Source organism: Clostridium sp. Marseille-P7770 (genome assembly GCF_902143525.1).
Lineage (GTDB): Bacteria > Bacillota > Clostridia > Lachnospirales > Lachnospiraceae > Pilosibacter.
Genome location: NZ_CABFVC010000002.1, coordinates 90,685 through 103,353, shown reverse-complemented (window position 1 = coordinate 103,353; position 12,669 = coordinate 90,685). Strand labels below are relative to the sequence as shown.

Below are 12,669 nucleotides of genomic sequence, written 5' to 3'. Positions count from 1 at the left end.
ATTTCAGTGCAAGAAACGTATCGCAGCAAAAGAATGATATTATTTTAACAAAGTTTGCTATTTTGTTGTTGATTTTGTCCAATTTTCATGTATAATGGAATTGAAAGATATCATTATTGCCTGTAAAAATTCCAGGTAATGGTACCTGTTCAAATCTGAACATGTACAAAATTTTCATCAAATTTATGAAAAGAGGTTAGATAAGCGATGGCAAAGATTGATTTAAGCAAGTATGGCATCACCGGAACCACAGAGATCGTCTACAACCCGTCTTATGAAATGTTATTCGAGGAGGAAATGAAACCGGAACTCGAAGGCTATGAAAAAGGACAGGTCAGCGAACTCGGAGCAGTTAATGTTATGACCGGTATCTACACCGGCCGTTCACCGAAAGATAAATTTATCGTTGTGGATGAAAATTCCAAAGATACTGTATGGTGGACATCTGACGAATACAAGAACGACAACCATCCGGCTTCTCAGGAAACCTGGAAGGCAGTAAAAGATATCGCATTAAAAGAACTTTCCAATAAGAGACTCTTCGTTGTCGACGCATTCTGCGGCGCAAACAAAGATACCCGCATGGCGATCCGTTTCATCGTTGAGGTCGCATGGCAGGCACACTTCGTAAAGAACATGTTTATCAAACCGACTGCTGAAGAACTCGAGAACTTCGAGCCGGATTTCGTTGTTTACAACGCATCCAAGGCAAAAGTTGAGAACTACAAGGAACTCGGCTTAAACTCCGAGACAGCCGTTGTCTTCAATATCACAAGCCGCGAGCAGGTTATCATCAACACCTGGTACGGCGGAGAAATGAAGAAAGGTATGTTCTCCATGATGAACTACTACCTTCCGTTAAAGGGCATCGCTTCCATGCACTGCTCTGCAAACACTGATATGGAAGGCAAGAACACCGCAATCTTCTTCGGTCTCTCCGGAACCGGTAAGACAACTCTTTCCACAGATCCGAAACGTCTCCTGATCGGTGATGACGAGCACGGCTGGGACGACAACGGAGTATTCAACTTCGAGGGCGGCTGCTACGCGAAGGTTATCAACCTCGATAAAGATTCCGAGCCGGATATCTACAATGCGATCAAGCGCAACGCTCTTCTCGAGAACGTAACTCTCGACAAGGACGGCGTGATCGATTTCACTGACAAGAGCGTAACTGAGAACACCCGTGTCTCCTATCCGATCGACCATATTAAAAATATCGTCCGCCCGATCTCCGCAGGTCCGGCAGCAAAGAACGTGATCTTCCTCTCCGCAGATGCATTCGGCGTACTTCCGCCGGTATCCATCCTGACTCCGGAGCAGACAAAATACTACTTCCTGTCCGGTTTCACAGCAAAACTTGCCGGAACCGAGCGTGGAATTACAGAGCCGACACCGACCTTCTCCGCTTGCTTTGGTCAGGCATTCCTCGAACTCCATCCGACAAAATATGCGGAAGAGCTCGTTAAGAAGATGGAAAAGAGCGGCGCTAAGGCGTACCTCGTAAATACAGGCTGGAACGGAACCGGAAAACGTATCTCCATCAAAGATACCCGTGGAATCATCGATGCGATCTTAAATGGCGATATCTTAAACGCTCCGACAAAGAAGATCCCGTACTTCAACTTCGAAGTTCCGACCGAGCTTCCGGGCGTTGACTCCAAGATCCTCGACCCACGCGATACATACGCAAACGTTGCTGACTGGGAAGAGAAAGCAAAAGACCTCTCCGGAAGATTCATCAAGAACTTCGCAAAATACGAGAGCAACGAAGCCGGCAAAGCACTTGTTGCCGCTGGCCCGCAGATCTGATCTTAAATTTATTGGAACTGCTTCCATTTCGCAATTTCAAAGGACGCTGCAAAATCTGCAGCGTCCTTTTTTTATCTCAGCCGGACAAAACTCCCTCTTCTGTCCCAAGCTCTTTTTCCCGTTCCCAGCACTTCTTTTTATCGATCCTTTCTCCGGTTTTCCACTCTGTACTCTCACATAACCCGGAAAATCCACGGTGTGATCCTGTAGCCAGATTTTCCTGTGTTTTGCTGCTGTGGCTTTCCATAAATCATAAGCCTGTAAATTTATTCTTCTGACTCCCAACAAATACAGACTGAGAGCTAAAAATCTTATTCTATTTGTGACATACTCCCACCACTTAGCTCACGCTTGAAGTGAGGGCTTCTCGTTCGATTGCCCCGTTGGGCAAAGCATTCACGAGCGATCCCCGTGTGTCCCACGGTTCTTTTTGGCTGATATCTTTTTATGATGCTTTTTCGCTCTTTTCTAATATGATCCCGGATATTCTCAGACCCTCCCGACAGATGTTGGCTGCCGCATTTTCATCACGGTCCATCCGGTTTCCACAGTTACAAAGATATACCCGATCTTCCAGTTTCAGATCATGTTTTATTTTTCCACAACAGCTGCATGTTCTGGAACTGGGATACCAGCGGTCGATGCGGACAAGTTTCTTTCCTTCCCGTTCCAGTTTATACTGCAAAAAATCTGTGAACATTCTCCAGCCGTTATCATGGACACTTTTTCCAAAATGATGTTCCCCGCTCATCGTCTTCAGATCCAGATCTTCGATGCATACGATATCATAGAAATTGGTTATCTTTCTTGATTCTTTATGCAAATAATCTTTTCTCTGGTGAGCGATATGTGTATGGATCCGCGCCACTTTTTTCTGCTGTTTTTTATAACGATTGCTCCCCTTCCGGCAATGGCTCAGTTTTCTCTGCGCTTTCGCCAGTTTTTCCTGGCTGTTTCTGAAATAGTGCGGATAACCTGCATGTTTTCCATTGGAATCTACATATAGTTCTTTTATGGAAAAATCGAGTCCGACGGCCTGCCTTATGTTCCTTGTTTCCACCGGCTTTTCTTCACAAAAATACAGAAGAGAAACATAATACCGACCATCAGCTTCCATACAGACGGTTGCGCCTTTCAGGCAGGCATCTCCCCGGATCTTACGATGCTGCCGGATCCGGATCCAGCCTGCCTTTGGGAGCTTCAGCTTCCCCTCTTTTAACAGGATATTTCCATTTACACTGTTTGTGGTATAGCTTTTAACAGGATTCTTTTTTGACTTGAATTTTGGAAATCCAAACGATGGATCCCGGAAAAAGTTTTTATAAGCAGTCTGCAGATGCAGCTGGGCATTGCACAGAGCAAGGCTGTCCACTTCTTTTAGCCATGGAAATTCTGCCTTATATTTTGCCGGAGTGACCTTCAGGTTTTTTCCGGTCTTTTCATAGCATTCCTTCTTTTCTGCCAGCATCCGGTTATATACGAACCTGACACATCCAAATGTTTTTGCAAACAGTTCCTGCTGTATTTTATTGGGATAGATCCGAAACCGGTATACTACGTTCATATTTTTTCTCCCCCTGTGTCTCGATGTACTGACGGATCACTTCGATCGGAGCTCCGCCGGCACTCAGGAGGCAGAAGCTCTGACTCCAGAACATTTCCTTCCAGAGCTTCTGCCGGATCTCCGGATACTCTTTTTTGATCAGACGGCTGCTGGCACTTTTATAGGCATTGATAAATTTACTGAGTTCCGACTTCGGATGGGCACGGAACATGATATGGACATGGTCCTCATCGTGATTCCACTCTTCCAGGGTGATATGATATTTGGGCGCGATATATTCAAAGATTTCTCGTGCGCGATCCGAGATCGGATCATTCAGGACCTTTTTCCGGTACTTTACGACCAGAATCAGATGATAATAGAGTAAAAATACTGAATGTGCATTATTGTCAAGTTCTCTTATATTTATCAGCCTTTCTTTCTATTTCGACTGATTTAATTATATCACAAATGAAATCATTTGTCTATTACATTTCAGAACATTTGTTCTGCTTAATCTGCAATCTATTTTCCCTTCAGGCTTATTCATTGTATGCAGAATTGATGATATAGCACGACTGCAAAAATCAATATATGAGAAGTTTACAATACACAGCACAGTTATGTGCAATAATCTGATATTTACATGCCAACTATGGCACTATGCAAGAGATAGCAATTCATCTCACCATCTATAGAGGTGGGAGAATTCTTGCTGATTCTTGTTAAATAATCCTTGCAATATGGTATTTCTTATGGTATTATATCAGTAACAGTTACTATTATTATTTTAGATTATTCACAAGGAGGTCCTCTATGAGCGTAAAATTCTATATCTGCAATCACTGCAAAAATATCATCACAAAAATGAACGATTCCGGCGTCCCGGTTGTCTGTTGCGGAGAGAAAATGACGGAACTGATCCCCGGCACTTCGGACGGTGCACACGAAAAACATGTCCCGGCCTTCGAAGTAAACGGAAATAAAGTTTCCGTAAAAGTCGGCTCTGTGGAACATCCGATGATGGAAAAACACTATATCCAGTGGATCCTGATCGAGACAAATTTCGGAACCCACTGCCGTTCTCTTACTCCGGAAGATAAACCAGAAGCAGAGTTCTTCCTCGCTGACGGTGAAAAGCTGATCGCAGTTTATGAGTACTGCAATCTTCATGGACTCTGGAAAGCGGAAGCATAACTCCCGCACTGCCCGAAGCTTCTCTCTCATAAAAACAACGGAAGCTGCCCCGGCAGCCCTCAAAAATGCGCGTTTTAAAAAGCAGCAGCTGATATTTGATCTGCTGCTGCTTTTCTTTATCCATCTTAACTTTTTCTCCCTTAATCCACCTTCAGCGCATTCGGATAGATCTTTTTCAACACGTCATCCCCATAATGCTCATCCATCTCCTGCTGCCAGGACGATGTCGCCGGGATTCCCTTTTCCCGTTCACTGCTCCGGATCAACGCCAGTCCGGAAACCGCCATACCCACACAGAAAAAGACAAGGAGCAGCCATGTCGCGATCTTCCCAAAGCGGATCGGGATCTTCTCGACCCAGGCGGACATCACCGGGTAAACCCCTTTGATCCAGACAACCGCCGCGATCCCCCAGAAAAAACAGTACAGAAGGTTGATGCGCCCGCCAAGGTTAAACGGGATCTTACTGTAGTCCCAGAATACTTTTCCGAACATGATCTCCGTCATGACGCTGCAGGTATATTCATACGCGCCTCCTAAAAATGTGCCCATAAAGAACAGAAAGCGGTCCGAATATTTCCGGTAGCGGTACAAAAGCATCGTCGCCGCCGCGAGAGCCACTCCCCAGACAATGCTGAACGGACCCCAGACAAAACTGCTCCGGCTCATCCAGATTCCTGCCGTCAGCCGGCAGAAGATCGTCTCCACGATATCTCCCAAAAATGCGCCGACAACAAGCAAAAGTGCGATCTTGTAGAAACAGAGTCCGTAGGCAAAGACGGTCTTTCTCTGCTCGGTCTCGGCCTGAAGCTCCCTGCGGTAAGTTGCTTCCGGGTACGCATTCTGGATCCTTCGGTCCACCCAGCCGTAGATCCGGCGCTCAAGTCTGGAACTCACACCGGTCAGCCAGGAGTCAACGCCCTGCCACTGGCGGATCCTCCGGCTTCTTCCGGACAGGATGCACAGAGTTGCCGCGACATCCAGGATCAGGATCCCGCTGAGGATCCAGATCACAAGATGGGCCGGAGTCACCGGGATCATCCGGAATACGCCAATCAGAAGCGGCGCTCCCCATCGCATGGTGACAAATCCCAGAATACCCCAGATCACGGAGACCGGAAAACAGATATAGCCATCCAGATTCCATTTCACATGAGAATAGTCCCACCAGCGCTCATGGTACATTTTTTCGATCACATGACCGGCGATCCATTCCGCCAGCGTGGAAAAGATCATACTTCCAAGAAACAGCCAGATCCCCCTGAGGTCTCTGCATACCAGCATCAGTGCAGATCCGGTAATTCCATAGATCACACAGAGCGGTCCGTTTACAAGGCCTCTGTTTACAAAGCGTTTCTGCCTCACCGCCGCTGTCACGGTCTCAAGAACCCAGCCGGAAAAGCTGTAGGCAAAAAACAGCCACAGCCACTCATATCCGGAATATCCCATCCTTCATCACCTGTCCTCTCTGTAATTTCACGGCTCCCACCGCATCAATAATATCCTGCAGGCTTTTTCATCCCCTCATAGTCTTCCTCTTCTTTCTCCCATCCGATCCGCCTCTCCGGCTTCGTCTGAATAGATATTTTACTATTTTACCACATAATCAGAAAACCGGAAATCCAATTTCCACAAAATAATCCCTGCATCCGCAGTTACAGTTTTCTTTTATTCTGTTTTTTTCCTATTTACCTACCAAAATAAAGGATATTTTTGTAATATTTTCTCCTCCGGGATGGATCCGTCAGGAAATTTCTGATGGTATTCCGCATCCATTTCCGATTTTTCCGCCAGTATTTCACATTTATCCGTATAGCAAAGACATTCAGATCTTGTTCGCTCTTACTTTTTCGCTCCCCTTTTGTAATCTCCCTTTTATTTTTCCGGAATCCTGTTTTTTCCTTTATAATCTCATCTGAACTCTGCATTTTTTCACGCTGTATCCAGTTTTCGCCGAATTTTATTAACCAAATCTCATTTATTTCCTTATAATAAATGGTTCATCTTTTCAAAAATTTATGTTATACTAAATAGGTTCGTGTCAAACGGACAAATACAATTTTATATCAAAGGAAGGTCTCTTATGGAAAACACCAAGAAAATCGACTGGTACACCCTGGCCTTCATGGCATTCTCCACGGTTTGGGGATTCGGAAACGTGCTGAATGGCTTCGTTTACTTCAACGGAGTACAGGTAATCTTCAGCTGGATTCTGATGTTCGCTCTCTATTTCGTTCCGTATGCCCTGATGGTAGGTGAGCTCGGCTCCGCGTTCAAACAGTCCGGCGGCGGCGTGAGCTCCTGGATCCACGAAACGATCGGCCCGAAATGCGCTTATTACGCTGGCTGGACTTACTGGGCTTGCCATGTAACTTACATCGCAAGTAAAGGAAGCGGCGGATTAAAGGCATTAAGCTGGATGGTATTCCAGAACGGCTCCACTTACGACACATTCCCGACGATCGCTGTACAGATGGCAACACTCGCTGTGTTCCTGTTCTTCTGCTGGGTTGCAAGCCGCGGCTTAAACCCGTTAAAGAAATTAGCGACGATCGCTGGTTCCAGTATGTTCGTAATGTCCATCCTGTTCATCTTAATGATGTTCGCAGCACCGGTCATCAACCCGAACGGCGGTTTCGTATCTGCTGATTACACAGTAAAAGGTCTGATCCCGCAGTTCAACGTGAACTACTTCACATCCCTTTCCATCCTTGTATTCGCAGTCGGCGGATGCGAGAAGATCTCCCCTTATGTAAATAAGGTAAAAGATCCGTCCAAGGGATTCCCGAAGGGTATGATCATGTTAGCCGTTATGGTTATGGTCTGCGCGATCCTCGGAAGTATCGCGATGGGCATGATGTTTGATCCGGCTGTCATCAACGAGAGCACAGACAGCTTCAAGTCCTACGTTTCCAACGGCGCTTACTGGTCCTTCCAGAAGCTCGGTGAGTACTATCATGTTGGCAACCTCCTGCTCGTTATCTACGCAGCATGCAACGCCATCGGTCAGTTCTCCACACTTGTATTAAGTATCGACGCTCCGCTTCGTATACTTCTTGACAACGAGGACGCAAGACAGTTCGTTCCGTCCGGCCTCTTAAAGAAGAATGAGCATGGCGCATACATCAACGGTATCAAGATGGTTATCTGCTTATCCGGCAGCATCATCCTGATCCAGTCCTTCGTACCGGGTGCTGCATCCGTTCTGACTCAGTTAAACAAACTGAACTCTGTAACCATGCCGCTTCGTTACTTGTGGGTATTCGCAGCATACATTGCTCTCAGAAAATCCCTCAACAAGTTCAACCCGGAGTACAAATTTACAAAGAACCAGACAGTTGCCCTTGTTGCAGGCGGCTGGTGCTTCTTCGTAACCGCAGCTTGCTGTCTCCTCGGAATGTATGTTGAAGGCGATATCGCTTCCACAGCATTAAATGTAATCACACCGGTAGTGCTCACAGCACTTGGTCTGATCTTACCGGAGATCAAAAAGCGGGAAACTGCGAAAGCAAAATAATTTTCATCTAAAAGTCACCACCACCCTTCAAAAGGGTGGTTTGCACTAGGGCTATAAGCCCACCGTTACTAGGCCAGCGTCTCAAGGCGCTGGCTTTCTCTTTCAGCTATGGGAATCCTGCTTACGCAGTCTTCCCACAGCTCCGTTCAAGCCATATTGCTCTTGACTCGTCGCTACCCCTTAAGGGGTGTTGATACTACTTAGCCTCAACCCTTGAAAGGGTCTTCATATTCTTTTACACTTAATTTATCCATTGCAATATCATGCTTTTCCTGATCTTGAATATATTTCTTGATTGTGGCTTCATTTAGTCCTACTGTACTAACATAATAACCTTCTGACCAGAAATGACGATTACCAAATTTATACTTTAAATTTGCGTGCTTGTCGAACATCATTAACGCACTCTTCCCTTTTAAATATCCCATGAATGAAGATACACTCATTTTCGGTGGAATACTTACTAGTATATGGACATGGTCCGACATCACATGACCTTCGATGATTTGTACGCCTTTATAACTGCATAATTGTTTTATAATGTCTCTAATGTCTTCTCTGTATTGATAATAGATTACTTTTCGTCTATACTTAGGTGTGAAGACGATATGATATTTGCACATCCATTTCGTATGTGCGAGTGAATTTTCTTTCTTCGCCATAAATTACCTTTCCTTTCTGCAATATAGCCTGAACAACTTTATTGTAAACGGAAAGGTAATTTTTTGTATAACAATCGACGCGCACCCGCATAGCGGGTGGTTTATTGTTTCGCCCATCTCCATTTTTCGGATCAGCGAAAAACTCCAATGGGCTCAACAGACTAAAGTCCATAATAAAAAAACGTGTGAAAATGAGTAATCATTCTTCACACGTTTTTTATTTACGCAAACAACGAGTCAAAGTCCGCGCTTGCGCGATACCTTGGCGACTGTCTCTCTTTTCACACCTCTTCGATCCGGTGCAGCTCCCACACTCTCACATTCACCGGCTCAACAGCGCCTCCACAGTACGGGCAGACACGGTCTCCAAGTCCCGCGATCGGAGCTCCGCAATGCGGACAGCTGACGCCGATCGCAGTCTCTCCGTCCCTGATCTTTGTGATATCCTGGATATAAACAAGTTCCATATTAAAGCGGTGCTGCTCTTTTTCCCGCTCCACATTTTTCTTTTTATCCGGCGTCCTTAATGTATGCAGATACTCCACAGAGGACTGGATCCTGATCCTGCACTTTCCCGGGTTTTTGTCATATCTGGAGATCTCCGTCTGATGGACATGGATCGCATCAAATTCTTCCCGGATCTCCTTCTCCTCCATCTCCTCGATCTTCAGGCGGACCTGATCTTTCAATGACAGGGACACGTTTCCAAGATAAGAAAGATCCCGGTGCTCCAAGGCCTCCAGATAGCCTTTTAGCTGATTTTCACACCTCTGTTTCCACTCCGGCCAGTGAAACTCCGGGAAATCCTTCTCGATCCGAGGGAGCTCCACACTCGTCATTCCGGATACGGATTTCGGTGTGTCAGCTTCCAACGCTTCCTGGCGCTTCAGCCCCTCGATCAGGCTGGGAGTTCCGAAAAATTCCCGCGAGATCTGCCGGACCTTGAACATCACAAAAAAGATCGCCCCGATCAGCGCGAGTCCGGTAAAAATTGCGATCACAAGGATCGCGTTTCCTGCTGTCATATAGTCTCCTCCATGTTATAAAAAGGATAGTTACAGTACACGGGCACTCCATGCCCGCGCACTGTAACAGGATTTTGCCGATGCTTCGCATTCCGAATCGGCAAAATCCGCGACCACAACGATATCATACGGAATTTTCAGTTCAGAAAATTCCTACCCATGAAAAGTAACAAAGGATATGCCCTGGCACATCCGGGCATCCCACGCGGTCACCTGCGATAATCTCAAACATCGCGCAAGTACACATCCTTATGTGCACAAAGGGGCCGCAGTCAGATTTTGCTCCGACCGCCGCCCCAAAATAATCCATTATTTATTTAAATAATCGATCGCAGTCTGTGCCAGAAGGGAAGAACCTCTCCAGAGGATATCCTCATCGACATCAAAACGGCTGTTATGTAACGGCCATACCGGATCCTGCTCCGGTTTTGCGGTACCAAGCCATACGAATGCACCTTTCTTCTCTTTCAGATAGAAGGAGAAGTCCTCTGCAGGCATTGCCGGGAGTTTTACGTCCACAACATCATCCTTGCCGAAGAGTTCGATCGCTGTATTTCGGATCAGTTCTGCGTCCTCCTCGTGGTTTACGAGTGCCGGATAGCCGTGACCATAGTTGATCTCAGCTGTCGCACCGGACTGCAGGCAGAGACCATCGAGAGTCTTTCTCATGGAATCCTCGATCATCGCGCGTGTGTCCTCATTTAATGTGCGGACTGTTCCGTCGAGTGTGCAGTCGCCGGCGATAATGTTGTATCTGGTTCCGGCATTGAAAATACCAAACGTAACAACTGCATTGTCAAGCGGATCCACTTTTCTGCTGACGATCGTCTGGGCAGCCATAACGAACTGGGAGCCGAGAACGACTGCATCGATTCCCTGATTCGGTTTTGCGCCGTGAGCAGTCTTACCGTGGATATTGATCGTGAAGTGATCGGTCGCAGCCATTAACGGACCTGCCTTCACGCCGATCTTTCCGTGCGGGAGATCCGGCCATACATGAAGTCCGAATACAGCTTCCACATCGTCCATATATCCGGAATGAAGCATTCCTCTGGAACCTCCGACCGGAGACATCTCCTCTGCCGGCTGGAAGATCAGCTTTACGGTTCCGGCGATCTCATCTCTTCTCTCGCAGAGAAGCATCGCAGCACCGAGGAGTCCCGTCATATGGTTATCATGTCCGCAGGCATGCATCACACCGTCATTCTGGGACTTATACGGAACCTCATTCATCTCCTGGATCTGCAGCGCGTCCATATCTGCGCGGAGTGCTACGACCTTGCCAGGTTTCTTTCCTTTGATCACACCGACTACGCCGTATCCGCCGACATTCTCATGAACCTCGTCGCATCCCATCGCTTTCAGATACTCAGCAACCTTCTTTCCTGTTCTCTCCTCATGCTGGGAAACCTCCGGATGCATATGAAAATCTCTTCTGATCTCAGATAATTTAGGCGTCAAAGCCTTTGCTGACTCTGTGATACTGCTCATAATGTGTCCTCCTTATGATTGCTATGTTATTTCTGAAGCAGTTATAAAGCAAAAAGAACCTGGCGACGATCAGCCACCAGGCTCTCAATTTGCCCTCTATGGGACCCGGGATCAAACATCCTCATGCGGGTAAATCCGCATCAGATCTCTGATCATTTGGCCCTGGTATCTTATGAACAAGTGAAAACACGCTTCGCGAGTTTCCCCTTGTTATCGCGACAATCGCCAAGGTCTCGCGCAAGCGCGGACTTTGGCTCGTTGTTCGCGTAAATTATAAGCCAAGAGCCTCTTTCACTTTAGCAACGATGTGAACACCGATATCCTTGGAAGCATCTACGGACTGAGCGCCGATGTGCGGAGATACGATGAAGTTGTCGCAGTCGAACAGCGGGCTAGCGAATGTGTCATTACCGGTTAAACCGCTGCCTGCAAGCTCGTTCTCCATAACGTCTGCTGCATAGCCACCGATTCTGCCCTCTTTCAGAGCCTCGTACATATCAGCCTCGTTTACGATACCGCCACGGCTCATGTTAAGAACAACTGCGCCGTCTTTCATCTCAGCGATGGACTTCTTGTTGAAGAGGTCTTTTGTCTCTGGTGTCAGCGGTACATGGATGGAGATGAAGTCGGAAACTTTGATCAGCTCGTCGATAGAAGCCTTTGTAGCCTCCTGCTGCTTGAATACTTCGTCCGGAAGGAACGGATCGTAAGCAACGATGTTCATCTTGAATGCACGGCCAAGCTCACCTACACGCTGACCGATACGGCCAAAGCCCATGATACCAAGAGTCTTGCCTCTCAGCTCGCGGCCTTCGAATTTATATTTATCCCACTCGTGTTTTACTTTTACATCGTAGTTTGCTACGAATGTTCCACGGGAGATATCTAACATCTTGGAGAATGTCAGCTCAGCAACTGCGTTTGCATTTAAGCCCGGTGCGTTGAATACCTGGATTCCTTTGGATTTTGCGTAATCCATATCGATGTGGTTTAAACCAACAGAGCAAACACCGATAACCTTTAAGTTCTTTGCAGCATCGATGATCTCTTTGTCGATCTTCGGGTCTACACGCATGATCAGGACATCAACATCACCGATCTCTGCGATAAGCTCCTCTTTGCTGCACGGAAGATTAGCAGCTGTCTTAACATTCATAACTTTGCTGAGTTCCTCAGCGATTCCACCCCATACTTTGTCGATAATAAGACAATTCATAATAAAAAACTCTCCTTTCAGGACAATGTTCCTTTCCTCCATCAACCACATGGAGGATCATACCCCGTACTCATCTATCTTACTTGAAGTGCATTATTTTGTAAAGTATTTTCGCGAATTTGATTTATTTTCTTAATAAAGAATATTTTATTCACATTGAGCATTTTGTGAATAAAATGTTCTTTTTCCCCGCTTCTGCTTTACTGT

Annotated in this window: 10 protein-coding genes; 3 read left to right on the top strand and 7 right to left on the bottom strand. The window is 46.4% G+C overall.

Features of this window, described 5'->3' with window-relative positions:
* The first annotated feature begins 207 nt into the window (after nucleotides 1–207).
* Nucleotides 208–1,812, top strand: a complete 1,605-nt coding sequence (gene pckA, locus FN001_RS04230; RefSeq protein WP_118298810.1) for a phosphoenolpyruvate carboxykinase (ATP) — start codon at nucleotides 208–210, stop codon at nucleotides 1,810–1,812.
* A gap of 445 nt (nucleotides 1,813–2,257) precedes the next feature.
* Here the strand turns inward: pckA and FN001_RS04225 are convergent, their stop codons facing one another.
* Together FN001_RS04225 and tnpA (FN001_RS04220) are read right to left on the bottom strand one after the other, a co-directional pair.
* Nucleotides 2,258–3,376: an RNA-guided endonuclease TnpB family protein gene (locus FN001_RS04225; protein WP_142410932.1), complete on the bottom strand. Its 1,119-nt coding sequence runs from the start codon at nucleotides 3,374–3,376 to the stop codon at nucleotides 2,258–2,260.
* Nucleotides 3,339–3,779, bottom strand: coding sequence for an IS200/IS605 family transposase (tnpA, locus tag FN001_RS04220; RefSeq protein ID WP_142410931.1), 441 nt, complete (start codon nucleotides 3,777–3,779; stop codon nucleotides 3,339–3,341). The genes FN001_RS04225 and tnpA (FN001_RS04220) overlap by 38 nt, the downstream gene beginning before the upstream one ends.
* A gap of 392 nt (nucleotides 3,780–4,171) precedes the next feature.
* Here tnpA (FN001_RS04220) and FN001_RS04215 point away from each other — a divergent pair, with 392 nt between their 5' ends.
* Nucleotides 4,172–4,552, top strand: coding sequence for a desulfoferrodoxin family protein (locus FN001_RS04215; protein ID WP_118298811.1), 381 nt, complete (start codon nucleotides 4,172–4,174; stop codon nucleotides 4,550–4,552).
* Between the two features lie 140 nt (nucleotides 4,553–4,692).
* Here the strand turns inward: FN001_RS04215 and FN001_RS04210 are convergent, their stop codons facing one another.
* Nucleotides 4,693–6,000, bottom strand: a complete 1,308-nt coding sequence (locus FN001_RS04210) for a putative ABC transporter permease (RefSeq protein WP_142410930.1) — start codon at nucleotides 5,998–6,000, stop codon at nucleotides 4,693–4,695.
* 634 nt (nucleotides 6,001–6,634) lie between these two features.
* On the opposite strand from FN001_RS04210, the gene FN001_RS04205 reads away from it, so the two are divergent.
* Nucleotides 6,635–8,068 carry an amino acid permease gene (locus tag FN001_RS04205; RefSeq protein WP_142410929.1) on the top strand — a complete coding sequence of 478 codons (1,434 nt, stop codon included), beginning with the start codon at nucleotides 6,635–6,637 and terminating at the stop codon, nucleotides 8,066–8,068.
* A 206-nt stretch (nucleotides 8,069–8,274) separates the two neighbouring features.
* On the opposite strand, the gene tnpA (FN001_RS04200) is transcribed toward FN001_RS04205, so the two are convergent.
* From tnpA (FN001_RS04200) to FN001_RS04185, 4 genes are all read right to left on the bottom strand, one after another.
* The gene (gene tnpA, locus FN001_RS04200; RefSeq protein WP_142410635.1) at nucleotides 8,275–8,730 is read right to left on the bottom strand and encodes an IS200/IS605 family transposase; all 456 of its coding nucleotides are present in this window, start codon (nucleotides 8,728–8,730) and stop codon (nucleotides 8,275–8,277) included.
* A gap of 281 nt (nucleotides 8,731–9,011) precedes the next feature.
* Complete coding sequence (locus tag FN001_RS04195) at nucleotides 9,012–9,755, bottom strand: zinc ribbon domain-containing protein (protein ID WP_118322340.1); 744 nt, start codon at nucleotides 9,753–9,755, stop codon at nucleotides 9,012–9,014.
* 309 nt (nucleotides 9,756–10,064) lie between these two features.
* On the bottom strand, nucleotides 10,065–11,246 hold the full coding sequence (locus FN001_RS04190; protein ID WP_142410928.1) for a M20 metallopeptidase family protein: 1,182 nt from the start codon (nucleotides 11,244–11,246) through the stop codon (nucleotides 10,065–10,067).
* Nucleotides 11,247–11,517: 271 nt separating this feature from the next.
* Complete coding sequence (locus tag FN001_RS04185) at nucleotides 11,518–12,462, bottom strand: D-2-hydroxyacid dehydrogenase (RefSeq protein WP_118298817.1); 945 nt, start codon at nucleotides 12,460–12,462, stop codon at nucleotides 11,518–11,520.
* Between the last annotated feature and the right edge of the window lie 207 nt (nucleotides 12,463–12,669).